Raw genomic sequence first — 26715 nt, 5'->3', positions numbered from 1 at the left:
GCTCGGATGCGGATCTCGTTCACGGCGCTTACCGGCGGAGGCCCCCGCGACGTCGTGCTGAACCTCGACTCCGAGGCCACCGTCGACGGCGTCGCGCAGACGCTCGCCGCCACGCTGGACGGCCGCCCCGCGGTCCCGGCGCCGCGCTTCTCCAAGGACGCGCTGCTGTCCAGGGGCGCGCGCAAGGCCCTCTGGATGGACGGCCGGATGCTGGACCCGCAGGCGCTCGCCGTGAAGGAGCTGCGGGACGGCGCCGTCGTGGCGGTCGAGCGGCGCGGCGCCGCCGCGACCGTCCTGACGGAGCCGACCGGGCTGGTCGAGGTGCGCGTCGTCGGCGGCCCTGCGGCCGGGTCCGTCCACCGGCTGGGGCTCGGCGTCTGCACGATCGGGTCCGGGCACGACGTCGACGTGGTGCTGGACGACCCGTCCGTCCCTGCCCGGTCCCTGCGGCTCACGGTCGAGCGCGCGGCCGTCCAGGTCGAGGCGTCCGCCCTGACGATGCAGGGCGCGGTCGCTCTGGACGGGACGCCCCTCGGCGCGAGGACGGCATGGCCGATGGGCGCGCTGCTGACGGTGGGGGCCAGCGTTCTGGCGCTCGCGCCGTGCGCCGCCCCCGACACCCATCTGGAGCCGCTGCCGGAGGGCGGTCTCGCGTTCAACCGCCCTCCGCGTCTGAACCGGCCGCGGCGGGCGCGGACGCTGGAGGTCCCGAAGCGTCCCGAGCGCAACCCGCGCGAGCGGCTCCGGCTCTTCGGCGCGCTGCTGTTCTCGGCGTTCGGGCTCGCCATGGCGTTCGGGCTCGGCCAGTGGTGGTGGGCGCTGTTCGCGCTGGCCTGGCCCGTGATGACGCTGGGCGAGTGGCTCGGCGACCGGATGCACGGCCGCAAGTCCTACAAGAGGTCGCTGAAGGAGTACCACCGCAAGGCGGGCGAGTTCGACGGCGAGCTGGAGCGGCTGCGGCGCGAGGACGAGGCCGAGCGCCGCGCGCTGCACCCCGACGCCGCCGAGGTCCTGCTCACCGCGACGGGTCCCCGGCGCCGCCTGTGGGAGCGCCGCCGCGACGACCCCGACGTCCTCCATCTCCGGGTGGGCCTCGCCGACCTGCCCGCCCGCATCGAGCTGACCGGCGACGCCGAACTGCCGGCGAGGCCCGGCAGCGAGCAGACCGGGCCGGAGGCGCCGTCCTCCCACGGCGGGAGCGGGATCCGGGTCCCGAAGGCCCGGCAGGTGCCGGTGGTGCTGCCCCTCACCGAGCTGGGCGTCATCGGGCTGACCGGGCCCCGGCACGCGTCGCGCGCCCTGGCCCGCTGGCTGGTCGCGCAGGCCGCGGCCCTGCACAGCCCCCGCGACCTGGCCATCGTCGTGCTGTCCGCCGACCAGGACGCCGGGAACGAGTGGAACTGGGTGCGCTGGCTGCCGCACTGCGCGCCGCGCGAGGGCGAGGACTGCGTGGCCCTCGTCGGCACCGACCCCGAGTCGGCGGCGCACCGCGTCACCGAACTGGCGATCCGGGTGACCGAGCGGCGGCGGGCCGCGCAGGCCGAGTCGTCGTTCTTCGGGCAGGGCTCGCGGCCGGCCGACGCCGCGCCCTACAACATCCTGATCGTCCTGGACGGCGCCCGCGCGCTGCGCCGCATCCCCGGCATGCCGATGCTGCTGTCGCGCGGCGCCGAGTACGGGCTCTACGCCATCTGCGTGGACGACGAGGAGCGGATGCTCCCCGAGGAGTGCAGCGCCGTCGCCGCCTGGGACGCGCAGCGCCACTCGACGCTCCTGCTCCAGGGGCAGGGCCTGGACGCCGTCGGCCCCGTCCTGGCCGACCAGGTGTCCGCGACCTGGACCGACCGGGTGGCGCGGGCGCTGGCCCCCGTCCGGGACGTGTCCCGCGAGGACGCCGAGGACTCGCTCCCGGCCGACGTGCGCCTCCTGGACGTCCTCGACATGCCCGAGCCGACGGCCGAGCACGTCCTCCAGTCGTGGAACAGGACGGGCGGGCGGACGACCCGCGTCCCCATCGGGCTCGCCTCGGGCGGCCGCCACGAGATCGACCTGCGCGTGGACGGCCCCCACGGCCTCATCGCCGGGACCACGGGCGCGGGCAAGTCGGAACTGCTCCAGACCCTCATCGCCTCGCTCGCCGTGGCGAACCGCCCGGACGAGATGACGTTCGTCCTCATCGACTACAAGGGCGGCGCGGCGTTCAAGGACTGCGCGAACCTCCCCCACACCGTCGGCATGGTCACCGACCTGGACGGCCACGCCACCGAGCGCGCCCTGGAGTCGCTGGCCGCCGAGCTCCGCCGCCGCGAGGAGATCCTGCTCGGCGCGGGAGCCAAGGACGTCGACGACTACGACGACCTGCGCCCCTCCGATCCGGGGCTGCCGGCCATGCCGCGGCTCGTCCTCGTCATCGACGAGTTCGCCGCCATGGTCACCGAGCTGCCCGACTTCGTCACCGGCCTGGTCGACATCGGCCGCCGGGGCCGCTCCCTCGGCGTCCACCTGGTCCTCGCCACGCAGCGCCCCGCCGGGGTCGTGACCGCCGACATCCGCGCCAACACCAACCTGCGCATCGCGCTGCGCGTCACCGACCCGGACGAGTCAGCCGACGTCCTCGACTCCCCGGACGCGGCGCAGATCTCCAAGTCCACGCCCGGGCGCTGCTACGTCCGCTCCGGGGTGTCGGCGCCGCAGGCCGTCCAGTCGGCGCGGATCGGCGGCCGCCGCCCCGGGGCCGGAGCCGGGTCCGGGGGGCCGACCGTCCACCCGCTGCCGTGGCAGGGCCTCGGCCATCCGCTGCCCGCACCGCGGGAGGCGGCCGACGACGCGGTGCTCGCCACCGACCTCGCGGTGCTCGTCCAGGCGGTCGACGAGGCCGCCCGCCGCGCCGGGATCGCGCGGCAGCCCTCGCCGTGGCTGAGCCCGCTGCCCGAGCGGGTCGCGCTGGCGCCCCGCACCGCCGCGGGCGGCTCCGTCGTGGACGTCCCGCCGGTCCCGTTCGGCGTCACGGACCTGCCCGCCGTCCAGTCCCGCGAGGAGCTGGCGCTCGACCTCGCGACCGGCGGCCACCTGTACATCGCCGGGTCGGCGCAGTCGGGCCGCTCCACGGCGCTGCGCACGATCGCCGGGTCCCTCGCGGGCGCCTGCTCCCCCTACGACGCCCACCTGTACGCCGTCGACTGCGGCGCGAACGCGCTGCTCCCGCTGGTCTCCCTGCCGCACTGCGGCGCCGTCGTGACCCGCGACCAGCTCGACCGCTGCGAGCGGCTGCTCACCGCGCTCACCGCCGAGGTCGCCCGCCGCCAGCAGGTGCTCGCCGAGGCGGGGTTCTCCTCGCTCGCCGAGCAGCGCGCCGCCGTCGCCGCCACCGACCGCCTCCCCTGGATGGTCCTGCTCCTCGACCGCTGGGAGGGCTTCCTCGGCGCGTTCGAGCACTACGACTACGGGCGCCTCGTGGACCAGGTCGTCCGGCTGCTGCGCGAGGGCGCCGCGGCCGGGCTGCGCGCCGTGTTCACCGGCGACCGCTCCGGTCTCGGCGGCCAGGTCTCCACCGTCTTCGACCGCCGCCTCCTCCTGCGCATGGCCGACCCGAACGACTACGGGTACGGCGGGCTGCAGGACCGGCAGATCCCCGCCGAGATGCCGCCCGGACGCGCCCTGGAACCCTCCGGCCCAGGCGCGCCGCCCCGCGAGTCGCAGATCGCGCTCCTCGGTGACGACGCGTCCGGCGCGTCCCAGGTCGCGGCGCTGCAGGAGATCGCCCGCACCTCCGTGTCCCGCTACGGCCGGCTGCCGCGCCGCCGGGGGCCCCTGCACGTGGACGAGCTGCCCGTCCGGGTCACCTACCGGGAGGCGATGTCGCTCGACCCGGAGTTCCTGGCCCCGTCGCCCCTGTGGGCGCTGGTCGGCGTCGGCGGCGACACGCTCGCGCCCGTCGGGATCGACCTGCTGGGCGAGGGCCCGGGGTTCGCCGTCGCCGGGCCGCCCCGCTCGGGCCGCTCGACGACGCTGCGCACGATCGTCCACTCGCTGCTCGACCCCGCGGTCGGCGGCGGGCTCGTCCCGGTCGTCCTGGTCACGCCGCGCCGCTCCCCGCTCCGCCTGCTGTCGGGCCGGCCCGGCGTGCTCGGCGTGCTCGCCTCCGACGCCGACGCCGGCGACCTGGAGCGCGCGATCGGCGACGAGCACCGCTACGCCGTCGTCGTGGACGACGCCGAACTCCTGGACGAGACCGAGCTGGACGAGGCCCTGAGCGACGTCCTGCGCACCGCCCGCGACGGGGAGCACGCCGTCGTCATCGGCGGCACCACCGACGATCTCGGCCGCGGCTACCGGGGCTTCCTGTCCGACGCCCGGCGCTCCCGGTCGGGGGTCCTGCTGTCGGTGGACTCGCCGGACGACGGCGACCTGTTCGGTCTGCGGCTGCCCCGCAACGCGCCGCTGGGCGGGCCGACCGGCCGCGGCCTGTTCGTCGCCGCGGGCGCCACCACCCGGATCCAGGTGGCGCTTCCCCCACCGGTCAGCGCCGACTGATCGCCGCCCGGACGGCGAAAAGCCGGGCGAAAAGACCCCGGGCAGAAAAAAGGCGGGTCCCGGCCTCGGGGGGATGGGCCGGGACCCGCGGCTCGCGGAGGCTCAGCGCGTGGCGGCCTCGATGTTCTGCTGGGACCTGCGGATGTCCTGGCTGCCCTGTTCGAGGGCGACGGCCATCTTGTCGAAGGAGGTCTTGGCCTCGGCCCAGGCGGCGCGGAAGCGGTCGGCCCCGGGGCCCCACCAGGCCGCGCTGCTGCTCACGGTGCGGCCGTTGAGGTCCTTGATGAGGGCGTCGAGGTTGCGGGAGTGCTTGCTGAAGATGCGGGACAGTTCCTCTAGCTCGCCCAGGTTGGCGCCGCGCTTGTCACCCATCGCCCCGGCCCTTTCCTCGCTGATCGTTGGAACGTTTCCAGCCGCTACCGCGGGAATGGCGCCAGCCTACGCCCCACCGATCACTTCCAGCCAGCGTCCTCCTGCTGATCCCCCGTCGAAACGGCCACATTCCTACCATCCCCGCCTGTCCGGATGTGGCCAGGAAGGCCATGGCCGGATGGCTTGTGACGAGCATAATTACTGTCCGTCAAGAGAGTTTCAGAGCGGTTTCCGCGGCCGAATGGACGACCGCGGCGGGAAAGGGAAAGCGGGGCGTCAGCGGCTCTCGCCGAGCGGGTCGTTCACCGGGTGCGCCCCCGGGTCCAGGACGCGCTCGCCGACCATGGTGATCTGCTCGCCGGTCGCGCGGAACTCGAACCGGCGCCGCACCGACTGGGTGACCTTCCCGCGGCCCCCTCGGCCGTAGCGCATCTCGGTGTGCTCGACCGCCTCCAGGGTGATGCGGTCGCCCGTGCGGACGGCGCGGCCCTCGTCCAGCCGGGTGCGGGCGCCGGTGTAGGCGGGGCCGCCCTCGACGGGGGCGCGGTTGCGGGTCTCCAGCTCCCGGACGGCGTTCTCCTGCGACCGCACCAGCGACGGGGAGATCCGCACGCCGAGCACCTCGGTGGGCGCGGCGGCGCGGCGGTCCCGGCCGTCCTTCTGGACGAGGGCCTGGGAGCGGCGCGCCAGGTAGGTGTTCGCGGCGACCGTGAGCTGGCGGGTGACGTAGTCCTCCACCGCGGGGGTCGGCCCGCGCACACCGGACGAGGGCGCCAGCAGGCAGGCGGCCAGGGCGACCGCCAGTCCCGCCCGGGGCCACGGGCGAACCATCGGCCTCTCCCGCTGATCAAAGGCTGGTAGATCCGAGCCGACATTACACGCCGGGCCCCGGGTGGAACGCCGGTTCAGTCCCTTTCGCTCTCCAGCGCGGCGACGCGGGAGCGGGCCCGCGCCATCGCCTCGTGGTAGCGCTCCTCCCATTCCGGATCGCCGTCCGGAATGGTGGCGACCGTCTGGCGGCCGATCTCCGCGAGCACGTCCCCGCCGCCCCCGCGGGAGACCCGCCGGACGACGACCGCGGTGACGCCGCCGGTCGACTCGGTGTGCGTCTCCCACCGGGCGCCGCCCTCCAGCCGCGCCCGGCTCCGCGACGACCGGTCGGAGAACCCGTATACCAGCAGGACGACCACCACGGCCGCCACCGCCAGCGCCACCAGAACGATCAGGAACCGCATGACCGCCTCCCTCGCCGTCCGCGTCCGGGCGCCTACCTGCCCCGCAGGAGCGAGCCGTTCGGGTTGCCGGGCGCGTAGACCGTGATGCCCTGCGGGAGGGCCTTCAGCTCCTCGATCCTCGCGCAGGTCGGGCACTTGTTGTACCCGTCCTGGCGGGCCTTGTTGGCCGCGGCCTCCGCCTTGGCGGAGGCGACCTTCGCCTGGGCCTCGCTGATCTGCGCGAACGCGGCCTGCGCGCGGTCCACCGCGTCCTGCACCTTGGCCGGCAGGGTGATCCGCACCAGGTTGAAGTGGATGTTGGTGACGAACTTGCCGCCGAGCGTCTGCTCCAGGTCCGCGGCCAGGCTCGTGTTGATCGCGGTCTGCACCTTGGCGATGTTGCCGTTGTTGCTCTGCGCCTGCTGGCCCGCGGTCTGGACGTTCCTCGGCGCGGAGGAGTTCTGCACGAGGGCGCAGGAGGAGACGAGCTCGGCGCAGCGGAAGCTGTTGATCTGGCTGCGCAGGTCGTTGTCTATGACCGGCCGGACGATCTGGTCGAGGAACGCCGACCAACCCTTGTCGCCGTCGTAGACGTTGAAGGTCTCGCCGCTCGCGCTGCGGAACTTGCGGGTGCCGTACTTGTCGTCGAACTGCCTGAGGGCTTTGTGGTCCTGGTTGAGCGTGAAGTACAGCGTCCCCTCGATGCCCATGTTGACGCCGTCCGAGCTCGGCACGGTGACGACGTCCACGCCGGACTCCTCGCCCTTCCCGGCGTCCGAGGTGATCGTGTAGAAGCGCTGCTGGGCCGGGTACTTGTGGACCTGCGAGTAGAGCCCGATCCAGACGCGGCCGGATCCGGGGTCGATGACCTGCCGGATCCTGTTGTTGTCGAAGAAGCCGCCGTTGCGGACGACGGCGATCTCGCCGCCGCCGGTGCGCTCGAAGCCGCCGAACAGCGCGCTCAGCACCGGCCATCCCACGACGACCAGCAGCACGGCGGTGACGATGGCGGTCCGCTTGCTGGGCGCCCTCACCCCGGAGAGCCGGGTCGCACCGGCCCGCTCCCTGGCGGCGGACGTCTTCTTCTCGGCCACAGTGGCTCCTCTCACACCCGCGCGGGGGGGTCGTGCCGCGGGTTCCTGGGTGAGACGGCGCGGAGCCCCGCCGGGATCCCCGTAGGGGTACCGCTTTCTCGTGAAACCTCCCGCTATCCGGGACCACGCCCCCAATAAGGAGGGGCTTACGAAAACCTGGGATCGCGGTTATCTAGACTGCCTGCGAGGTTGAAGGAGGAGACCCACGTGCGCAAAGTCCTGATCGCCAACCGCGGCGAGATCGCGGTCCGTATCGCCCGTGCCTGCCGCGACGCTGGGCTGGTCAGTGTGGCGGTGTACGCCGAGCCCGATCTGGAGGCGCTGCACGTTCGGGTCGCCGACGAGGCGTTCGCCCTGGGCGGGCGGACGGCGGCCGAGAGCTACCTGGACATCGACAAGCTGCTGAAGATCGCCTCGGAGTCGGGCGCCGACGCCGTCCACCCCGGCTACGGGTTCCTGGCGGAGAACGCCGACTTCGCCGCGGCGGTGCGGAACGCGGGGCTGACCTGGATCGGTCCGCCGCCCGCCGCGATCACCGCGCTCGGCGACAAGGTGCAGGCCCGGCACATCGCGCAGCGGGTCGGCGCCCCGCTCGTCGCCGGCACCGCCGACCCGGTGTCGGGCGCGGACGAGGTCGTCGCGTTCGCGCGCGAGCACGGCCTGCCGATCGCGATCAAGGCCGCGTTCGGCGGCGGCGGACGCGGCCTGAAGGTCGCCCGGACGCTGGAGGAGGTGCCCGAGCTGTACGAGTCGGCCGTCCGCGAGGCCGTGGGCGCCTTCGGGCGCGGCGAGTGCTTCGTCGAGCGGTACCTCGACAAGCCCCGGCACGTCGAGACGCAGTGCCTGGCCGACCAGCACGGCAACGTGGTCGTGGTGTCCACCCGCGACTGCTCGCTCCAGCGGCGCCACCAGAAGCTCGTCGAGGAGGCGCCCGCGCCGTACCTGTCGCAGGAGCAGCTGGACCTGCTGTACTCCTCGTCCAAGGCGATCCTCAAGGAGGCCGGCTACGTCGGCGCCGGGACGTGCGAGTTCCTCGTGGGCCAGGACGGCACGATCTCGTTCCTGGAGGTCAACACGCGGCTCCAGGTCGAGCACCCCGTCACCGAGGAGGTCGCCGGGGTCGACCTCGTCCGCGAGATGTTCCGCGTCGCCGACGGCGAGGAGATCGGCTACGGCGACCCGGAGCTGCGCGGCCACTCGATCGAGTTCCGGCTGAACGCCGAGGACGCCGGGCGCGGGTTCCTGCCCGCCGTCGGCACCCTGACCGCCTGGCACCCCCCGACGGGTCCCGGCGTCCGCCTGGACGCCGGCTACGAGGCCGGGCAGACCGTCCCGCAGGAGTTCGACTCGCTCATCGCCAAGCTGATCGTGACGGGCGCGACGCGGCGGCAGGCCGTCGAGCGCTCCCGCCGCGCCCTCGCCGAGTTCGCCATCGACGGCATGCCGACCGTCCTGCCGTTCCACCAGGCGGTACTGGACGATCCGGCGTTCGTCCCGGCGGACGACGAGACCCCGTTCAGCGTCCACACCCGGTGGATCGAGACGGAGTTCGACAACCGGATCGCGCCCTATGAGGGCCCCCACGCGGGCGAGGAGGACGAGGGCGAGCGCGAGCGCGTCACCGTCGAGGTCGGCGGCCGGCGCATCGAGGTCGTCCTGCCCGCCGGGTTCGGCGCCTCCGCAGCCCCGGCCGCGGGCAAGGCGGCGCCCGCCAAGCGGCGGGGCGCCAAGAAGGGCGGCGGCGCGCAGGCGTCCGGCGACTCCCTGGTCAGCCCGATGCAGGGCACCATCGTCAAGCTCCTCGTCGAGGAGGGCGCGACCGTGGCGGCGGGCGACACCATCGTGGTTCTGGAGGCCATGAAGATGGAGCAGCCGCTCACCGCGCACAAGGCGGGGACGCTCACCGGCCTGTCCGCCGAGGTGGGCCAGACCGTCTCCGCGGGCGCCGTGATCTGCGAGATCAAGGACTCCTGACCCCGGCCGCCGCGCCGCGTCCTCGCCCGGGGGCCCCGAACCGGGGTCTCCGGGCGGGATGGGGCGCGATGCCCATACGGCGCGTGCGCAAATCCGTCCCGCGAAGGACGTAACGGGGCGTCCACGTGGGCAGACTGGGGGAATGAGCACCGAGAACCGGGCCGCCCGGGCGGCCCGCGGGGGCGCCGCCGCGGCGATCATCGTCGCCGTCGCCGTCCCGGCGTTCGCCCTGGCCGCCCCGGCGGGCGCCGCCGCGTCCGAGACCACCGCGCACACGACCGCGACGACGCAGACGGCGGGGGCGCAGGCGGCCGGGGCACCCGCGGTGGTCCCGCGGGCGCCCGCCGACGACACCGTCGGACAGATCGCCAAGGGCCTGCTCGACTCACGGCTGTTCGTGACGAGCGGCGCCGGGAACCCGCTGACCCCCGCCGACCGGAACGAGATCGAGACGTCGCTGGGCGGCGACAGCGACGCCGACATCCGCGCGGTCGTCGTCCGCAACGACGTCACGTCCACCGAGGTCCGGCAGATGCTCCCGGCCGTCGCCGAGCGCGTCGGCAAGGGCGGGACCTACGTCGCGATCACCGCCGACGGCAGCCGGATGGGCGCGATCTCCAAGAAGCTCGACCGCCCGGAGATCAACCAGATCGTCACCCGCACCGAGGGCGCGCCGCTGAAGCAGCGCCTGATCCAGTTCGGGAACCTCGCCGAGAAGAAGGTCGACAGCGGCGCCCGGACCAGCGCGACCGTCGGCTACGTGCTGCTCGGCGTGCTCGCCCTCGTGGTGGCGGCGATCGTGGGCGTCATGCTCAACGCCCGCAAGAAGCGGCGGGAGCGCGCGGCCCGCGAGATGGACGACCTCAAGGCGGGCGTGCAGGAGGACGTGACGCTCCTGGGCGAGGACATCGCCCGCCTCGACCTGCCCGTCATGGACAGCGACCTCGATCCCGACACGCGCGCCGACTACGAGCGCGCGATGAACTCCTACGACCGGGCCAAGTCCTCGACCGAGCGCGCCGCCCGGCCGCAGGACATGCAGGAGGTCACGACGGCGCTGGAGGACGGCCGCTACTACATGACCGCGACGCGCGCCCGGCTCGCCGGGGACCCGGTGCCCGAGCGGCGCGCGCCCTGCTTCTTCAACCCGCAGCACGGGCCGTCCGTCCAGGACGTGACGTGGGCGCCGCCCGGCGGCGTCGCCCGCTCCGTCCCGGCGTGCGCGGCCGACGCGGAGGCCGTCCTGCGCGGGAGCGACCCTGACGTCCGCATGGTCCCGGTCGGCGGGGGTCGGCAGCCGTACTGGAACGCCGGTCCCGCGTACGCGCCCTACGCGGGCGGCTACTACCAGGGCTACGGCGGGGTCGACCTGCTCAGCGGCATGCTGATCGGCACCGCGCTCGGCTCGATCTGGGGCGGCGGCTTCGGCGGCGGCTTCGGCGGGGGCGACGGCGACATCGGAGGAGGCTGGGACTTCGGCGGCGGCGATTTCGGGGGCGGTGGCGACTTCGGAGGGGGCGGCGACTTCGGCGGCTTCTGAGGGACGTGCCCCGTGAGAAGGACACCCGCGTCGGCACTGTTCTGGCGCATCCTCGGCATTAACGGCCTGATCTTCGTGGCCGGCACCCTCGTCCTCGCGGTGGGGCCCGTGACCGTGTCGACGCCGATCCTGCTGGGCGAGTTCTTCGTGCTGCTGGGCGGGCTGACGGTCATGGTGGCCGCGAACGCGCTGCTGCTGCGCGCCAGCCTGGCACCGCTGGAGGGGCTCACCGCGCTGATGGCGCGCATGGACTCGCTGCGCTCCGGCGACCGGCTGCCCGCCGGCGGGAACGGCGACCTGTTCCACGTGGTCGATCAGTTCAACGCGATGCTCGACCGGCTGGAGGCCGACCGCAGCTCCAGCACCGCCCTCGTCCTGGACGCGCAGGAGGCCGAGCGGCGCCGCATCGCCCAGGAGCTCCACGACGAGATCGGCCAGACCCTCACCGTGGTGCTGCTGGAGCTGAAGCCGGTGGTGGACCGGGCGCCGGAGGGCGTCGCGGAAGAACTGCGGGACGTCCAGGAGACCGTCCGGTCCAGCCTGGACGAGGTGCGCCGCGTCGCCCGGCGGCTGCGTCCGGGCGTCCTGGACGACCTCGGGCTGACCAGCGCGCTCACCGCCCTCGCCACGGACTTCTCCGGGACCGGCGGCCCGCGCGTGACCCGCCGCGTCCAGCCGGGTCTGGAGGGGCTCGGCGCGGACGCCGAACTGGTGATCTACCGGATCGCGCAGGAGAGCCTGACGAACGTCTGGCGGCACTCGGGCGCGCGGAACGCCGAACTGTCGCTCACCCGGGACGGGGAGGGGCGCGTCGTCCTGCGGGTCGCCGACGACGGGTCGGGCCCGCCGGACAGGGTGGGCTCCGGAATCCACGGGATGCGGGAGCGCGCGATGCTCATCGGCGCGCAGCTCACCATCGGCCCTGCCGACGGCGGCGGCACCGAGGTGAGGCTGGTCGTCCCGCCGCCCGGCGCCCGCCGGGCCTGACCCGCCGCGTCAGGGCTCGACGAGCCCGACGCGGATCGCGTACTTCGTCAGCTCCAGCCGGTCGCGCATCCCGAGCTTGCCGAGGATGTTGGCGCGGTGCCGGTCCACGGTCTTGACGCTGATCGTGAGGGTCTCGGCGATCCGCCTGGACGAGTAGCCCTCCGCGACCAGCTTGATGATCTCCTCCTCGCGCGGGGTCAGGATGCTGCCCTGGCCCTCCCCGCGCCGGTCCCGGTCGAGGTACTCGCGGATCAGCGCCGTCACGGCCGCCGGGTACAGGAACGGCTCGCCGCGCATCGCGGCGCGGACGGCGTGCAGCAGGTCGCGGTCGGCGACGGACTTCAGCACGTACCCGGACGCGCCCGCCTTCAGCGCCTCGAACAGGTACTGCTCGTTGTCGTACATCGACAGGATCAGCGTCCGCACCTCGGGGAAGCGGCGGGAGATCTCCCGCGCGGCCTGCAGCCCCGTCATGCGCGGCATCGCGATGTCGAGGATCGCCAGGTCGACGCCGCCCGCGGCCAGCGCGTCGATCGCCTCCGCCCCGTCGGCGGCCTCCGCCACCACGGTCAGGTCGGGCTCGGCGTCCAGGATCAGGCGCAGCCCCCGGCGCACCAGCGCGTGGTCGTCGGCGAGCAGGATCCGGGTGGCCGACTCCCGGGTGTGGGCTCCCGCGTGCACCGATCACCTCCGCTCTCGCCTTCATCCTAGGCGCGCCGCCCGGCACCGACCGGCGGCCGCCTGCGAATACACGATCCGCACCCCCCGAAATGGGTGACGCACCCGATGGGGACGCGGGCCGCCGCCGAAAAGACTGGAAGCCGCAGGACGAAAGGGGCGGACGCATGGCACGGCTCACAGGCGGAGGGCACCGTACCCCGCCCATGGCACCGCGGAGGCCGTCCCGTGGCGGGCCCGCCCCCGGCGCCAGAAGGAGGACCCTATCCACCCGGAGGACCAGGCTTTCCGGAAGCCGAAAGGACGAGATGCAAGCACGGGACATCGCCGTACAGGTGCCCACCGTGACCCTGGGCGATTCGATCGCCCACGCGATCCAGGTCCTCGCGCTCGGGCGGCTGCCCGGCCTGATCGTGATCGACGAGGCGCAGCGCCCCCGGGTCGTCCTGCCGGGCACGCAGGTGCTGCGGCTGGCGGTCCCCGTCGCCTTCCAGGAGGATCCGGCGCTGACGCGGACGGTGGACGAGGCGCACGCCGACGTGTTCTGGCACGAGATCCGCGACCTGACGGTCGGCGACTGCCTCGCAACGCCCACTCCCCGCCCGGTGATCGTCAAGACGTCCGCGACGCTGCTGGAGCTCGCCACCCTGATGGCGCGGCAGCGCAGCCCCCTCGTCGCCGTGGTGGACGAGGCCGGGCTGCTGGCCGGCGCGGTCACGCTCGACCGGCTGGTGTCGGCGCTGGCGCTGACCAGGCCCGCCGACTGAGGGACGGCTCTCCCGCCGGCGCCCGGCGAGCGGGCGCGCGGTGACCGCGGTCGCGGCCCTCGCCGTGTTCGCGGTCGCGTTCTTCTTCATCGCGACCGAGAAGGTCGACAAGGTCAAGGTCGTCCTCGTCGCCGCCGGCCTGCTGACGGTGCTCGGGCTCACCCCCGGCGCCGAGGTCTTCTTCTCCGAGCACGACGGGATCGACTGGAACGTCATCTTCCTGCTGCTCGGAATGATGATCATCGTAGGGATCATCAAGGGCACCGGGCTGTTCGACTACCTGGCGATCTGGGCGGCCAAGCGGTCCCGGGGCCGGCCGTACCGGCTGCTGGTGATGCTGATGCTCATCACCGCGATCGCCTCGCCGTTCCTGGACAACGTCACCACGATCATGCTGGTGGCGCCGGTGACGGTGGTGGTCTGCAACCGGCTGCGCGTCCCGGCCCACCCCTACCTCATCGCCGAGGTGCTGGCCTCCAACATCGGCGGCGCCGCGACCCTGATCGGGGACCCGCCGAACATCATCATCGCCAGCCGGGCGGGGCTGACGTTCAACGACTTCCTCGTCCACATGGCGCCGATCGTGGTGATCGTGTTCATCGCGTTCGTGCTGCTCGCCCGGGTGCTGTTCCGCTCCTCCTTCCGGTACGACGAGCGGTACGCGGCCGAGGTGATGTCGCTGGACGAGCGCAAGGCGATCACCGATCCGGCGCTGCTGACCCGGTGCCTGGCCGTGCTCGGCCTCGTCATCGCCGGGTTCTCGCTGCACTCGGTGCTGCACGTCGAGCCGTCCATCGTCGCGCTCGTCGGCGCGGGCGTGATGCTGCTGGTCTCGCGCGTCCAGGTCTCCGACGTCCTCGAAGAGGTCGAGTGGCCCGTCCTGGTCTTCTTCATGGGGCTGTTCGTGATGGTGGCCGCCCTCGGGCACACCGGGGTCATCGAGAGGATCGGGACCTGGTCGGCGGACGCGGTCGGCGACAACTACTTCGCCGCCGCCACCGCCCTGCTGTTCGGGTCGGCCGTGCTCGGCGCGTTCTTCGACAACATCCCCTACGCGGCGACGATGGCGCCGATCGTGGAGGGGATGGCCGCGGGAGCGCCCGACCCGACGACCGCGCAGGCGCTGTGGTGGTCGTTCGCCCTCGGCGCCGACTTCGGCGGCAACGGGACGGCCGTGGCCGCGAGCGCCAACGTGGTCGCGATCGGGATCGCCGCCAAGACCGGCAACCCGATCAGCTTCTGGCAGTTCACCCGCTACGGGATCGTCGTGACGGTGCTGAGCACGCTGATGGCGTGGGTCTACGTGGCCCTGCGCTACTTCTAGCCGGACCGGCCGGGCACGCCCCTAGTAGGCGTGCTCGGCCATCAGCCGGCGGGACGCCTCGGTGATGCTGCCCGACAGCGACGGGTAGACCGCGAACGTGTGCGCCACCTGGTCGACGGTGAGGTGCTGCTGGACGGCGATCGACACGCCCAGGATCAGCTCGCTGGCCCGCGGCGCCACGATGACGCCGCCGAGCACGATCCCCGTGGACGGGCGGCAGAACAGCTTCACGAAACCGTCCTCGAAGCCCTGCATCTTGGCCCGCGCGTTGGTGAACAGCGGCAGCATGACCGCCCGGGCGTTGACGTCCCCGGAGTCGACCATGTGCTGCGTCACGCCGACCGACGCGACCTCGGGGTCGGTGAAGATGTTGGAGGAGACCCAGCCGAGCTTCAGCGGCTGCACGGCCTCGCCCAGCGCGTGCCACATCGCGATGCGCCCCTGCATGCCGGCGACGGACGCCAGCATGAGCACGCCCGTGCAGTCGCCGGAGGCGTAGATGTGCGGGACGGACGTCCGCGAGACCTTGTCGACCTCGACGAAGCCGCGCGCGTCGCACCGCACGCCGACCTCCTCCAGGCCGATGCCCCGCGTGTTCGGGACCATGCCCACGGTCATCAGGCAGTGCGTGCCCTCGACCTTCGTCCCGTCCTCCAGCGTGACGATCACGCCGTCGCCCGACCGCTCCACGGCCGCCGCCCGCGACCGCGACATGACGTTCATGCCGCGCCGCAGGAACACGTCCTGGAGGACGGCCGCGGCGTCGGCGTCCTCGGTCGGGAGGATCCGGTCGCGCGAGGAGACCAGCGTCACCTTCGAGCCGAGCGACAGGTAGGCCCCCGCGAGCTCGGCGCCGGTCACGCCGGAGCCGACCACGATCAGCTCCTCGGGCAGCTCCGGCAGGTCGTAGAGCTGGCGCCAGTTCAGGATGCGCTCGCCGTCGGGCTCGGCGCCGGGCAGCACGCGCGGTGTCGCGCCGGTCGCGATGAGCACGATGTCGGCGTCGATGCGGCGGTCGCCGACCGCCACGACGTGCGGCTCCACCAGTCGCGCCTCGCCGCGGACGATCTTCACGTCCTCGTAGGAGAGCCGTTCGGCGACGTCGAACGACTGGGCCCGCGCGAGGTCCTTCACGCGCTTGTTCACGGTCGCCATGTCGGCCTCCAGGGCGCCGACGATCCCGTCGGGGCCGCCGTTGAAGCGCAGGCCGAGGCCGGCCGACTCCGACATGACCGCGATGCGGGTCGAGGTGGCGATGAGCGTCTTGGAGGGCACGCAGTCGGTGAGCACGCACGCGCCGCCCGGACCGTCCCGTTCGACGACGGTCACGTCGGCGCCGAGCTGCGCCGCGACGAGCGCGGCCTCGTAACCGCCCGGGCCTCCTCCGATGATCACGATGCGGGTCACATCTTCCATTGTTTCCTACTCCCGGCAGTGAAAAGTCCCGCTCCGGACCCTTTCTTCCTGCAACAACCCTGCCGGAGCCCATCAACCGGTGTGGCGCGTTCCATCGCACGACCCAACCGCAACACCCCGGCCTCCGGCGTGGCGTAGCCTGCCTCCGTGGCTCTGTACGCGGCGTACGCCTCCAACATGGACCCCGAGCAGATGTCCGGCCGGGCTCCCCACTCGCCCATGCGCGGCACCGGCTGGCTGGCCGGATGGCGCCTGACCTTCGGCGGGCAGGACAAGGGCTGGGACGGCGCCCTCGCGACCGTCGTCGAGGACGACTCCGAACAGGTCTTCGTCGTGATCTACGACGTGCCCGCCTGGGACGAGAAGGAGCTCGACGCCTGGGAGGGGGCCGCGCTCGACGTCTACCGCAAGATCAGGGTGCGGGTGCAGACGCTCGACGGCGACGCGCTGTGCTGGATGTACGTCCTGGACGACTACGAGGGCGGCCTGCCGTCCGCGCGCTATCTCGGCATCCTCGCCGACGCCGCCGAGAAGGCCGGCGCCCCCGACGACTACGTCAAGGAGCTGCGCACACGTCCCTGCAAGTCGCTGGGCGACTGACCGGCGGTGGCGTGATGGCGCGGCGGTAGTGTCGGCCGTGTGAGCAACGACGCTTTTGCACTGGCACGGGACGCGGCGGACGAGCTGCGTTCCCGCACGTCCATCGACTCCTTCGACGTCGCCCTCGTCATGGGGTCCGGCTGGGTTCCGGCGGCCGACCGGCTGGGCGAGCCCGTCGCCGAGCTGACGGTGACCGAGCTGCCCGGGTTCGCGCCGCCGGCCGTCGAGGGCCACGCCGGGCGGATCCGGGTCGTGGAGATCGGCGGGCGCAACGCGCTGGTGTTCCTCGGCCGCACGCACCTGTACGAGGGGCGCGGCGTCGAGGCCGTCGTGCACGGCGTCAGGACGGCGCTCGCCGCGGGCGTCAAGACGATGGTGCTCACGAACGCGGCGGGCGGGCTGCGGCCCGAGCACCAGCGGGTGGGCGACCCGGTGCTGATCTCCGACCACCTGAACCTGTCCGGCGCCAACCCGCTGACCGGCGCGACGTTCCTGGACCTCACCGAGGCGTACTCGGGACGCCTGCGGGCCCTGGCCAAGGAGGCCGACCCGAGCCTGTCGGAGGGCGTCTACGCGGCGTTCCGCGGCCCGACCTACGAGACGCCCGCCGAGATCCGCATGCTGCGCACGCTGGGCGCCGACATGATCGGCATGTCGACCGTCCTGGAGACGGTCGCCGCCCGCCAGGGCGGCGCGGAGGTGCTCGGCATCTCCCTGGTCACCAACATCGCGGCGGGGCTGTCGGACGAGCCGCTCGACCACGAGGAGGTCCTCGCGGCGGGACGCGCGTCTGCCGGCCGGATGGGCACGCTGCTCGGCACCGTCCTGGCGAAGCTGTGAGCGACCTGCGCGCGCGGGCCGAGGAGTGGCTCGGGCAGGACCCCGACCCGCGGACGCGCGCCGAACTGCGGGCGATCCTCGACGCGGGCGACGAGGCGGCCCTCGCCGACCGGTTCGGGGCGCGGCTGGAGTTCGGGACGGCCGGGCTGCGCGGCGAGCTCGGCGCCGGACCCAACCGGATGAACCGGGTGACGGTCATGCGCGCGGCCGCCGGTCTGGCCGCCCGGCTGCCCGCCGGCGGCCGGGTCATCGTCGGGTTCGACGCGCGGCACGGCTCCCGGCGGTTCGCCGACGACACCGCCGCCGTGCTGAGCGGGGCGGGGCTGCGTCCCGAGGTGTTCGCCGACCCCGTCCCGACGCCCGTCCTGGCGCACTTCACCCGGGCGTTCGACGACATCGTGGCGGGCGTCATGGTCACGGCCAGCCACAACCCGCCGCGCGACAACGGCTACAAGGTGTACTGGGCGGACGGGGCGCAGATCGTCCCGCCGACCGACGCGGAGATCTCCGCCGCGATCGACGCCGTCGGCCGCGTGGACGAGCTGCCCCTCGGCGACGGCTGGCCCGTCCACGAGGGCGCCGGGCCGTACCTGGACGCGGTGTCGTCCCTGCGGCTCGGCGGCGACCGGGACGTCTCGATCGTCTACACGCCCCTGCACGGCGTGGGACGCGACGTCCTGCTCACCGCGTTCGAGCGCGCCGGGTTCCCCGCGCCGGCCGTCGTCCCGGAGCAGGCCGAGCCCGACCCTGACTTCCCGACGGTGGACTTCCCCAACCCGGAGGAGCCGGGCGCGCTCGACCTGGCGCTTCGCCTCGCCGAGGCCCGGGGCGCCGACCTGGTGATCGCGAACGACCCGGACGCGGACCGCTGCGCCGTCGCCGTCCCGGGCCCGTCCGGGTGGCGGACCCTCACCGGGGACGAGGTCGGCGGGCTGCTGGCCGAGCACGTGCTGCGCCACACCACGGGCGACGACCGCCTGGTCGCGACGACGATCGTGTCCTCGTCGCTGCTGCGCGCGATCGCCGCGGCGCACCGGGTCCGGTTCGCCGAGACGCTCACCGGCTTCAAGTGGATCATGAAGGCGGGAGCACCGGGCCTCCGGATGGTGTTCGGGTACGAGGAGGCGCTCGGCTACAGCGTCGGCGACGACCGGGGCGTGCTCGTCAACGACAAGGACGGCATCGGCGCCGCGCTCGCCGTCGCCGCGCTCGCGGCGGACGCCAGGCGCGACGGCCGCACGCTGCTCGACCTGCTGGACGCGCAGGCCCGCCGGTACGGGCTGCACGCGACGTCCCAGCTGTCGGTCAGGGTGAGCGACCTCTCGCTGATCACCGCGGCGATGGCCCGGCTGCGCTCCGGCCCGCCGCGCGAGCTCGGCGGGCGGCGCGTCGAGTCGTTCGACGACCTCGCCAGGCCCGCCGGGGACCTGCCGCCCACCGACGGGCTGCGGTTCCGCCTGGCCGGAGGGTCGCGGGTGGTCGTGCGCCCGTCCGGGACGGAGCCGAAGCTGAAGTGCTACCTGGAGGTCGTCCTCCCCGTGGACGACGACGTCGCCGCGGTCCGCGCCCGCGCCGCCTCCGACCTGGAGGCGCTGCGCGCGGACGTCGCCGCCGCCCTCGACTGACCGGGACGGCCCTAGGGGTTGTCTCGGAGTGGCTTCGGTCAAGCGCGCGAACGCGTGAGCTGGCCGGTGGAGCGAGGCCGGAGGCGAGCGGAGCCGGGCAGATCGCGAAGCGATGCCGCGTTCGCCCAGTACCGGTCACGTAGCGAGCCGCCAGGCGAGCGAAGTGGGCCGGAACTGTTGGAACACAGCCCTAGCTGACCGCGCCCGCGACCAGTAGGGCGACGATCACCACCAGCGGGACGGCCAGTGAGGCCACGGCCGGAACGGACCAGCGGACCGTCCCTCTGGCGGGCCCCTCCTCCTCCGCCTCGGCCTTGGCCTTGGCCGCCCTGTCCGGCGCGCCCGACCGGGCCTTGGGGCGCTGCCGCTCCCTCATCTCGTTCAGCTGCTGCGCCGCGTACGCGGTCGGCGTCCGCCCCCGCAGGTCGAAGCCCTGGGCCTGGCCCTTGCCCTTGCGGGCCTCCTTCTCGGCGCGGGCCTCCGCCTTGGCCTGCGCCCGGGGCGAGGTCTGGAGCACCCACGCCCGGGTCTCCAGCTCCGTCCCGTCCGGGCCGGCGAACACCACCGTCAGCGCGTTCCTGCCCTCGATCCGGCGGATCGCGGCCCACGGCGCCCGGACGTCCCGCAGCGGGTTGCGGATCGTCACCCCGGCCTCGTCGCCGACGATCACCGGCCGCAGCCCGACCGTGTAGGCGATCCCGCAGCCGAGCAGCAGCAGGAACGCGATCGTCACCGTCGTCAGCGAGTAGTCGGGGTCGCCGGTGATGCCGACGAACAGGTCGACGAGGTTGAGGGCGGCGAACACCAGCCACGCGTACGCGGCGACGCGCCCGCCGGTGGAGCGAATGGTCATGGCTCGATCATGCCAGGGGCCGGGCGCCGCTCCACTTGAGCTGCGCGAAACCGGGCTTGATCACGCCGTTGATCAGTTCGAGCCGCTCGTTGAACGGCGCGAACGCCGACTTCATCGCGTTCACCGTGAACCACTGCAGGTCGTCCCATCCGTAGCCGAACGCGTCGGCGAGCTTGGCGAACTCCTCCGACAGCGTCGTGCCGCTCATCAGCCGGTTGTCGGTGTTGACCGTGACGCGGAAGCTCAGCCGCCGCAGCAGCCCGATCGGGTGCTCGGCGATCGACTTGGCCGCGCCCGTCTGGATGTTGGAGGTCGGGCACATCTCCAGCGGGATCCGCTTGTCGCGCACGTAGTCGGCGAGCCGGCCGAGCCGCGCCTCGCCGTCCTCCACCTCGATGTCGTCGATGATCCGCACGCCGTGCCCGAGCCGGTCGGCGCCGCACCACTGGATCGCCTGCCAGATCGACGGCAGCCCGAACCCCTCGCCCGCGTGGATCGTGAAGTGCGCGTTCTCGCGCTGCAGGTACTCGAACGCGTCCAGGTGCCGGGTCGGCGGGTACCCGGCCTCGGCGCCCGCGATGTCGAACCCGACGACGCCCGCGTCCCGGTACCGGACGGCCAGCTCCGCGATCTCCATGCTGCGCGCCTGGTGCCGCATCGCGGTGACGAGCGTCCCGACGCGGATCCCGAAGTCCTCGCGGCCGCGCGCGAAACCGTCCAGGACGGCCTCGACGACCTGCTCCAGCGACAGCCCGTTCCGCAGGTGCTGCTCGGGCGCGTACCGGACCTCCGCGTAGACGATCCCGTCGCGGGCGAGGTCCTCGGCGCACTCGTAGGCCACCCGGGTGAGCGACTCGACGGTCTGCATCACCCCGACCGTGTGGGAGAACGTCTCCAGGTACCGTTCGAGCGATCCGGAGTTGGACGCCTCCTCGAACCACGTCCGCAGAGCGTCCGCGTCGGTGGTGGGCAGGTCCTCGTACCCGGTCTCCCGCGCCAGGTCCACGATGGTGGCGGGCCGCAGCCCGCCGTCCAGGTGGTCGTGCAGAAGCACCTTCGGTGCGCGGCGGATGTCCTCAAGAGTCGGGCGAACGTTCATCCCCCGAACCTACCCGTACCGGCCTGCCGGGGGCGTCGTCATTTGTCGCCGACCTCGCCGCCCCCGCCCCCCGCGACCTGCGGACCTTCCGGCCCGCTACGCCCCGAGACGGTCGAGGAACGCGGCGACGAGGGGCGCGATCTCGCGGAGGTGGGTTTCCAGGGCGAAATGGCCGGTGTCGAGAAGGTGGAGCTCCGCGTCCGGGACGTCCCGCAGGTAGGCGCGGGCGCCGGACGCGGTGAAGAACGGGTCGCCGGCTCCCCAGACGATGAGGGTGGGCGGCGTGCACCGGCGCAGCCAGGCCTGCCAGCGGCCGTAGCGCTCGACGTTGGAGTGGTAGTCGAAGGCCAGCGCGATCTGGGCTTCTCTGCGTCCCGGCAGGTCGAGGAAGTGCTGGTCGAGGGTCCAGCCATCGGGTGCGAGCGCCTCGGGGTCGGCGACGCCCGTCTCGTACTGGCTCCGCGTCCCGTCCAGGGTCAGCAGGCTCCGGACGGCTTCCTCCGCCCCCGGCGCACCGGGACGCAGGGCGATGAAGTCGCGGGCGGCGTCCGACAGGCCCTCGGCGTAGGCGTTGCCGTTCTGGACGACCAGGCCCGCGATGCGCTCGGGCCTCCGCTCGGCCAGCCGGAACCCGACCGGTGCTCCGAAGTCGAACACGTACATGGCGAAACGGGTGAGCCCGAGCCGCTCGACGAAGCCCTCCATGACGTCGGCGAGCCCGTCGAAGGAGTAGGTGAAGTCGTCCGGCGCCCGCGTGTGGCCGAAGCCCGGGTAGTCCGGGGCGATCAGCCGGTGGCGAGCGCCGAGGACGTCGACGAGCCGGCGGAACTGGTGCGAGGCGGACGGAAAACCGTGCAGGAGCAGCAGGACGGGCGCGTCCTCCCTCTCCGGCAGGGACTCGCGGTAGAAGACGCGGACACCGTTCACGTCGACGTGCCGGTGGGCGGTGCGGGCGATCGAGAGCATAGCTAATGCCTGTCTGTCTGGATGATGCATTAGGTATAGCGGTCGCCTGCCTAACGGGTCAATCGGTCGATGTACCGTTAGAACATGAGCGACCCGACCCCGCTGACCGGCGAGCCCCCGGCCCTGGACCTGGTCAACACGCGACCGGCGGGCGCCGACCTGCTGTCCACGCCCGACGACCTCCGGGCCTGGCTGCGCCTGGAGGCCGACCGGTCCGACGAGGCCGCGGCGTTCGCCGCCGCGGAGACGGGAGCCGCGTCGCTGGCCGCCGTCCGGGACGTCCGGGAGCACACGGCCCGGGCCCTCGACCGCGTCCGCCGCGGCGAACCACCCTCGGCCGCCGACCTGGAGGCCCTCACCCGGGCCCAGTGCGCGGCGCCCGCGGTCATCGAGCCGGTCTGGGACGGGCGGTCCCTGCTCGCGGCCCGCCGCCGCACCGGCCCGCCGGAACTGCGCCCGGCGTCGTGGCTCGCCGAGGCCGCCGCCGAACTCCTCGCCGACCCGGCGGTCACCAGCATCCGCAAGTGCGAGGCCGACGACTGCGTGCTGCTCTTCCTGCCCGCGCACCCGCGCCGTCGCTGGTGCTCGGCGGCGCGCTGCGGCAACCGCGTCCGGGTCGCGCGGCACTACCGGCGGCACAGGCCCGCGGAACCGGGCCCGGGGTCCTCCTGACACGCGTAAGCGGGGGCATGTGACGGCGCCCCCGCTTCACGGAACCGAACGCTCAGTGACTGGCCTTGGCGTAGTCGCCTATGCCGCCGGCGAAGTCGAACATGACGCAGGCCTCGTCACCGACGACCCACGCGTCATGGCCGGGCGTGGCGACGAACACGTCACCCGGACCGACCTCCTGCTCCGCGCCGTCGCGCATGCGGATGTGCATCCGCCCCTGGACGACGTATCCGTTGTGGTGGACCTCGCAAAGGTCGGTGCCCGCGATGTCCTTCACCGACTCCGTCCAGCGCCATCCGGGCTCGAACGTCGCCTTCCCGAAGACGAGGCCGCTGAGGTTGGCGATCTCCACGTGGCCCCTGGGGAAGTCCCGCCGGTCGTCCGGCTTCTCGATGCTCTTGATCTCAATCATGATGGGTCCCCCTTCCCCCTCATTTTTCACGCTTGCACTGGTGCCGACCTGCGTCAAGGCGTCCGGGCCCGACAGTGCGCGGCGGTTGCCGAGCAGCAGCGCCGGGGTCGCCAGGGACAGGACGCCGGCGACCGCGATGGCGGTGCGGGGGCCGGTGAGGCCCGCCAGCAGCCCCCACAGGCCGGTCATGGCCGCGATCGTCAGCTTGCTCGACACCGACCACGCCGACAGGACGCGGGCGACGCGGTCCGGCGGCGTCCACTCCAGCCGGCAGGTGGCCTGCAGCGGGTTGAACACCCCCATGCAGGTGATCAGCCCGAGTTCGACGGCGATGACGAGCAGCAGCCCGGCGGCGCCCGGACGGACGAAGGCCAGCCCGAGCAGCCAGCACGCGCGCAGCGTGCCGAAGACGAGCATGGTCCTCGGGCGCCCGAACCGCGCGGCGAGCCGCCCGGACGCCCGGGAACCGGCGAGGCCTCCCACGCACGGGGCGGCGAACGCCAGCGCGTACTGCCAGGGCGCGAACCCGAGGCGGCCGAGCATCAGGACGGCCAGCACCGGCGCCGTCGCCATGATCAGCCCGCTGACCAGGATCTGGTTGAGGAACAGCGGCCGCAGCGCCCGGCCGGTGAGGATGTGGCGCCAGCCTTCGAGCAGGTCACCGGCGCGGAGCCGGGCGCCCCCGCTCCGGGCCGGGCGAGGCTCCGTCCCGCCCATCGCGCGGATCCCGGCCGCCGACAGCAGGAAGCTGACCGCGTTGGCCGCCACGGTGACCAGCGGCCCGAACAGCCCGATCGCGGCCCCGCCGAGCGGCGGCCCGAGCATGGTGGCGGTCCAGGTCGTGGACTCCAGCCGCCCGTTCGCGGCGAGCAGGTCGCCCGGCCGGACGAGCGCCCTCAGGCAGGCGCCGCTCGCGGAGGTGAAGGCGATGTCGGCCGCCGCGACGACGACCGACACGACCAGCAGCTGGGCGAAGCCGAGCCCGCCGAGGGCGAAAGCGGCGGGCAGGCTCAGCAGCGCCGCGCACCGGACCAGGTCCATCGCGATCATCACGGGCCGCTTGCGGCGGAACTCCACCCAGGGGCCGAGCGGCACCGCCACCGCCGCCCCCACCAGCAGGCCCGCGGCGGCCAGCGCCGACACCCGGGCCGGTCCGGCGTGCAGCACGGTGATCGCGATCAGGGGGAGCGCGTCGAAGGCGAGCCACGTCCCGAGCGCGCTGACCGCGTAGGCCGTCCAGAGCCACCCGAACCGCCGCCCGAGCGACCTGCCCCGCCCCCTGCGCACCCTCGCCACGCCCCTTCCACCGGCCGCGCCTCCGTCGGTCAGGGAGATCAAAGCGGGCGGCGGGCCAGCGGATCAAACAACCGCCGGGCCCTGGACCACAACCATTCGGTGTCATCCCGGCGTGGGCGGGCCTCAGCGGGTTGCGTACTCGCAGGGTGGACGGACGTCTCTTGTCGAGGGGGCCGGCGGCGCCGGTCCCCCAGACCTCATCCGACCAAGGAGAACCATGGCCAATTCCGTCAGCCTCAGGGTGTCCGGTGCCCTCGACCAGGTCCGCGCCGTCGTGGAGGCCGCCCTGCAGCCCGAGGGCTTTCGCTTCACGTGGGAGCACGCCGGCCAGGGCATCGTCGAGAAGGGGACCCGCACCAAGGCGATGCTCCTCGGGGTGTTCGCCACGCACTACAAGTACCACGTGCTCCTGAGGCCGCAGCCCGACGGGACCGTGGTCGTCGAGCTCGGGCTCGCGACGACCGGCCTGTCCGGTGGCGCCGCCGGCGCCGTCAAGCTGCGGAGGAAGCTCGACGAGGTCGGCCGGATCCTGACCACCGCGTTCCAGTCCTCCGGCACCCTCGTCTCGCCGGCGCAGTGACCGGACGGGCCTTCGGCGGGGCTACCGGACCGCCGTCTCGGCCGCGTACACGATGACGTTGTCGCGGTAGCCGCGCTCGGCGCGGTCGAACGCGCCGCCGCATGTGACGAGGCGGAGGCCGGGATGGCCGAGCGGACCGTAGACGCGCCCGGTGGGGAACCGCCCCTTCGGGACGCGCTCCACGGACTCGACGGTGAACACGGCCACCCTGCCGTCCGCGCGGCTCACCTCGATGCGATGCCCCGGCCTCAGCCGGCCCAGGTCGTAGAAGACCGCGGCGCCCTTCGCGGAGTCGACATGGCCCAGGATGACCGCCGCGCCCCGCTCGCCGGGGGCGGGCCCGCCCTCGTACCAGCCGGCCTCCCCCGGCCGGTCGGCCGGGGGGACCCGCACCTCGCCGCCGCTCCCGAGCCCCAGGCGGGCCAGCGGCGCCCGCACCCCGATGGACGGGATCGACACCCGGACGGGCAGGGACCGGTCCAGCGCCGGCCCGTGCCGGTCGACGGCCCGGGTCGTCGCGGCCCATGCGGGCGGGCTCGGCGGCCCGGCCGGGCCGCGCAGCCCGAGGACCACCAGGGCGAGGCCGACGGCCGTCAGGACCGCCGCCAGCGCCCCCGGAACCCACCGGCCGCCCTTTCCTCTCATCGCCCTTCCCGCCCCGTCGGAATTGCCGGTGTCAGCACTCGCCAGAAAGGCTGGCCGTCACGCTTTCGCGCCATTCCGGCGGCGGACGGTAATGGCGCCCGCGCCGATCCCGCCCAGCAGCAGGACCCCTCCCCCGGCAAGAAGGGCGGTGTTTCCGCCGCCCGCCCCGCCGCCGACGCCCGTCGCCGGCCCGCCGGTCGGCGTGGGCTGCGCCATCGGACGCGCCTTGCCGTCCACGACGTGGACCTCGCCGGTCCCCTTGTACGCGCCGCACCGCACCAGCACCGTGTAGGTGCCGGCGAAGGTGTCCTTCTTGACGGTCGCGAGACCGGCCCGGCCGTCGACCTCCTCCGCGCCGTTCAGCGGGACGGCCCCGCCCACGAAGGCCAGCGAGCCCGCCGTCCCGTCGACCTGGCACTTCTTCCCCACGACGGTGACCGTCTCGCCGGGGCGGGCCTGCGCGGGCTTCACGATGACGTCGCCGGGGTCGGCCATCGCGGGCGCGGCCATGCCGAGCGTCCCCGCGCCGACCACGAGGCCGAGAACGGCCGCCTTACCGTGTCGCATGTTCTCTCCATATCGACACGGCGGCTTACTCGACTTTCAGCCCGCGAGACCGTGCCCCCTTATGCCCTCATCTGATGAGAGCGCCACCCGTTTGGTTCGGTGATCCTTTTTCTCAATGGCCGGCCGCCGCCCCGGCCGAGAATTCGAAAAGGCCGCCCGCACCGGTCAGGAGGCGCCGAGGAGCCGCAGGAGGCTGACGCGGAGCGCGTCGTCGGCGACCGCACCGGGCATGCGGCCGGCCTGCCGCTCCTCGCTCGCGGCATGGGCCAGCGCGATGGCGGCCGCGACCAGCCAGCCGACCGGGAGGCGGTCGTCGAACTCGCCGCCGCGCCGCCCCCGCTCGATCACCCGCCCGATCCGGTCGGCGACGGGCTCGTGCCGCTCGTGGTCGGCGCGCGTGCTCACGGGCACCGCACTGATCCGCCGCGTCAGGGCGGGGTGGCGCCCGGCCGCCCGCGCGGCGGCGTCGAGCAGCCGCACCAGCGCGTCGGCGGCAGGTCCCGCTTCGGGATCGGCGGCGTCCATGGCGGCGACCGTCTCCCCGGTGAGCCGCTCGGCCAGCGCGAGGAGCAGCTTCTCCCGTGAGGGGAAGTGGGCGTAGACGGTCTGGCGGGTCACCCCGGCGGCGTCCGCGACCGCCCCCAGACCGGCGTCTCCCACG

General features: G+C 73.6%; 24 protein-coding genes. 11 read left to right on the top strand and 13 right to left on the bottom strand.

Going from position 1 to position 26715, the window contains the following annotated elements; translation table 11 throughout:
- The first annotated feature begins 6 nt into the window (after nucleotides 1-6).
- On the top strand, nucleotides 7-4533 hold the full coding sequence (locus BJY14_RS26515) for a type VII secretion EssC family protein (RefSeq protein WP_179846089.1): 4527 nt from the start codon (nucleotides 7-9) through the stop codon (nucleotides 4531-4533).
- 102 nt (nucleotides 4534-4635) lie between these two features.
- On the opposite strand, the gene BJY14_RS26510 is transcribed toward BJY14_RS26515, so the two are convergent.
- The 4 genes from BJY14_RS26510 to BJY14_RS26495 all read right to left on the bottom strand — a co-directional run bounded on the left by BJY14_RS26510 (nucleotide 4636) and on the right by BJY14_RS26495 (nucleotide 7213).
- Nucleotides 4636-4905, bottom strand: coding sequence for a WXG100 family type VII secretion target (locus tag BJY14_RS26510; RefSeq protein WP_179846088.1), 270 nt, complete (start codon nucleotides 4903-4905; stop codon nucleotides 4636-4638).
- A 276-nt stretch (nucleotides 4906-5181) separates the two neighbouring features.
- Nucleotides 5182-5736, bottom strand: coding sequence for a hypothetical protein (locus BJY14_RS26505; protein ID WP_179846087.1), 555 nt, complete (start codon nucleotides 5734-5736; stop codon nucleotides 5182-5184).
- Between the two features lie 74 nt (nucleotides 5737-5810).
- Nucleotides 5811-6140, bottom strand: coding sequence for a hypothetical protein (locus BJY14_RS26500; protein WP_179846086.1), 330 nt, complete (start codon nucleotides 6138-6140; stop codon nucleotides 5811-5813).
- Between the two features lie 32 nt (nucleotides 6141-6172).
- Nucleotides 6173-7213: an SPFH domain-containing protein gene (locus BJY14_RS26495; RefSeq protein WP_312879410.1), complete on the bottom strand. Its 1041-nt coding sequence runs from the start codon at nucleotides 7211-7213 to the stop codon at nucleotides 6173-6175.
- A gap of 207 nt (nucleotides 7214-7420) precedes the next feature.
- On the opposite strand from BJY14_RS26495, the gene BJY14_RS26490 reads away from it, so the two are divergent.
- The 3 genes from BJY14_RS26490 to BJY14_RS26480 all read left to right on the top strand — a co-directional run bounded on the left by BJY14_RS26490 (nucleotide 7421) and on the right by BJY14_RS26480 (nucleotide 11714).
- Nucleotides 7421-9187: an acetyl/propionyl/methylcrotonyl-CoA carboxylase subunit alpha gene (locus BJY14_RS26490; RefSeq protein ID WP_179846085.1), complete on the top strand. Its 1767-nt coding sequence runs from the start codon at nucleotides 7421-7423 to the stop codon at nucleotides 9185-9187.
- A gap of 142 nt (nucleotides 9188-9329) precedes the next feature.
- Entirely contained in the window at nucleotides 9330-10727 is a 1398-nt protein-coding gene (locus BJY14_RS26485; RefSeq protein ID WP_179846084.1) for a hypothetical protein, read from the top strand.
- Nucleotides 10728-10739: 12 nt separating this feature from the next.
- A complete protein-coding gene (locus tag BJY14_RS26480; RefSeq protein ID WP_179846083.1) occupies nucleotides 10740-11714 on the top strand; it encodes a HAMP domain-containing sensor histidine kinase in 975 nt (324 codons plus the stop codon).
- 9 nt (nucleotides 11715-11723) lie between these two features.
- Here the strand turns inward: BJY14_RS26480 and BJY14_RS26475 are convergent, their stop codons facing one another.
- Nucleotides 11724-12395 carry a response regulator gene (locus BJY14_RS26475; protein ID WP_179846082.1) on the bottom strand — a complete coding sequence of 224 codons (672 nt, stop codon included), beginning with the start codon at nucleotides 12393-12395 and terminating at the stop codon, nucleotides 11724-11726.
- A 341-nt stretch (nucleotides 12396-12736) separates the two neighbouring features.
- On the opposite strand from BJY14_RS26475, the gene BJY14_RS26470 reads away from it, so the two are divergent.
- Together BJY14_RS26470 and BJY14_RS26465 are read left to right on the top strand one after the other, a co-directional pair.
- Nucleotides 12737-13159 carry a CBS domain-containing protein gene (locus BJY14_RS26470; RefSeq protein WP_312879409.1) on the top strand — a complete coding sequence of 141 codons (423 nt, stop codon included), beginning with the start codon at nucleotides 12737-12739 and terminating at the stop codon, nucleotides 13157-13159.
- A gap of 40 nt (nucleotides 13160-13199) precedes the next feature.
- A complete protein-coding gene (locus tag BJY14_RS26465) occupies nucleotides 13200-14483 on the top strand; it encodes an ArsB/NhaD family transporter (protein WP_179846080.1) in 1284 nt (427 codons plus the stop codon).
- A gap of 21 nt (nucleotides 14484-14504) precedes the next feature.
- On the opposite strand, the gene BJY14_RS26460 is transcribed toward BJY14_RS26465, so the two are convergent.
- On the bottom strand, nucleotides 14505-15890 hold the full coding sequence (locus BJY14_RS26460; RefSeq protein ID WP_179846079.1) for an NAD(P)H-quinone dehydrogenase: 1386 nt from the start codon (nucleotides 15888-15890) through the stop codon (nucleotides 14505-14507).
- A 156-nt stretch (nucleotides 15891-16046) separates the two neighbouring features.
- Between BJY14_RS26460 and BJY14_RS26455 the strand changes: the two genes are divergently transcribed.
- The 3 genes from BJY14_RS26455 to BJY14_RS26445 are packed head-to-tail and all read left to right on the top strand — an operon-like array spanning nucleotide 16047 to nucleotide 18964.
- Nucleotides 16047-16499, top strand: a complete 453-nt coding sequence (locus BJY14_RS26455; protein ID WP_179846078.1) for a gamma-glutamylcyclotransferase family protein — start codon at nucleotides 16047-16049, stop codon at nucleotides 16497-16499.
- A 39-nt stretch (nucleotides 16500-16538) separates the two neighbouring features.
- Nucleotides 16539-17339, top strand: coding sequence for a purine-nucleoside phosphorylase (locus tag BJY14_RS26450; protein ID WP_179846077.1), 801 nt, complete (start codon nucleotides 16539-16541; stop codon nucleotides 17337-17339).
- Nucleotides 17336-18964: a phospho-sugar mutase gene (locus tag BJY14_RS26445; protein ID WP_179846076.1), complete on the top strand. Its 1629-nt coding sequence runs from the start codon at nucleotides 17336-17338 to the stop codon at nucleotides 18962-18964. Before BJY14_RS26450 ends, BJY14_RS26445 begins: the two co-directional genes overlap by 4 nt.
- 190 nt (nucleotides 18965-19154) lie before the next feature.
- Here the strand turns inward: BJY14_RS26445 and BJY14_RS26440 are convergent, their stop codons facing one another.
- The 3 genes from BJY14_RS26440 to BJY14_RS26430 all read right to left on the bottom strand — a co-directional run bounded on the left by BJY14_RS26440 (nucleotide 19155) and on the right by BJY14_RS26430 (nucleotide 21882).
- The gene (locus BJY14_RS26440; RefSeq protein WP_179846075.1) at nucleotides 19155-19817 is read right to left on the bottom strand and encodes a PH domain-containing protein; all 663 of its coding nucleotides are present in this window, start codon (nucleotides 19815-19817) and stop codon (nucleotides 19155-19157) included.
- Between the two features lie 7 nt (nucleotides 19818-19824).
- Complete coding sequence (locus tag BJY14_RS26435) at nucleotides 19825-20916, bottom strand: adenosine deaminase (RefSeq protein WP_179846074.1); 1092 nt, start codon at nucleotides 20914-20916, stop codon at nucleotides 19825-19827.
- A gap of 96 nt (nucleotides 20917-21012) precedes the next feature.
- Nucleotides 21013-21882: an alpha/beta fold hydrolase gene (locus tag BJY14_RS26430; protein ID WP_246396121.1), complete on the bottom strand. Its 870-nt coding sequence runs from the start codon at nucleotides 21880-21882 to the stop codon at nucleotides 21013-21015.
- Between the two features lie 84 nt (nucleotides 21883-21966).
- Here BJY14_RS26430 and BJY14_RS26425 point away from each other — a divergent pair, with 84 nt between their 5' ends.
- On the top strand, nucleotides 21967-22554 hold the full coding sequence (locus BJY14_RS26425; protein ID WP_179846072.1) for a CGNR zinc finger domain-containing protein: 588 nt from the start codon (nucleotides 21967-21969) through the stop codon (nucleotides 22552-22554).
- A 52-nt stretch (nucleotides 22555-22606) separates the two neighbouring features.
- On the opposite strand, the gene BJY14_RS26420 is transcribed toward BJY14_RS26425, so the two are convergent.
- Nucleotides 22607-24262 carry an MFS transporter gene (locus tag BJY14_RS26420; protein ID WP_312879408.1) on the bottom strand — a complete coding sequence of 552 codons (1656 nt, stop codon included), beginning with the start codon at nucleotides 24260-24262 and terminating at the stop codon, nucleotides 22607-22609.
- A 217-nt stretch (nucleotides 24263-24479) separates the two neighbouring features.
- Between BJY14_RS26420 and BJY14_RS26415 the strand changes: the two genes are divergently transcribed.
- Nucleotides 24480-24842, top strand: a complete 363-nt coding sequence (locus BJY14_RS26415; RefSeq protein ID WP_179846071.1) for a hypothetical protein — start codon at nucleotides 24480-24482, stop codon at nucleotides 24840-24842.
- A 21-nt stretch (nucleotides 24843-24863) separates the two neighbouring features.
- Here the strand turns inward: BJY14_RS26415 and BJY14_RS26410 are convergent, their stop codons facing one another.
- The 3 genes from BJY14_RS26410 to BJY14_RS26400 all read right to left on the bottom strand — a co-directional run bounded on the left by BJY14_RS26410 (nucleotide 24864) and on the right by BJY14_RS26400 (nucleotide 26714).
- Entirely contained in the window at nucleotides 24864-25487 is a 624-nt protein-coding gene (locus BJY14_RS26410) for a class F sortase (protein ID WP_179846070.1), read from the bottom strand.
- Between the two features lie 57 nt (nucleotides 25488-25544).
- Nucleotides 25545-26054, bottom strand: coding sequence for a hypothetical protein (locus BJY14_RS26405; RefSeq protein ID WP_179846069.1), 510 nt, complete (start codon nucleotides 26052-26054; stop codon nucleotides 25545-25547).
- Nucleotides 26055-26219: 165 nt separating this feature from the next.
- A complete protein-coding gene (locus BJY14_RS26400; protein ID WP_312879407.1) occupies nucleotides 26220-26714 on the bottom strand; it encodes a TetR/AcrR family transcriptional regulator in 495 nt (164 codons plus the stop codon).
- Nucleotide 26715 lies beyond the last annotated feature (1 nt).

This window comes from Actinomadura luteofluorescens, from assembly GCF_013409365.1.
GTDB classification, from domain to species: Bacteria; Actinomycetota; Actinomycetes; order Streptosporangiales; family Streptosporangiaceae; genus Spirillospora; species Spirillospora luteofluorescens.
Note: the sequence above shows the minus strand (reverse complement) of the source record. Positions and strands in the feature narration are given on the sequence as shown.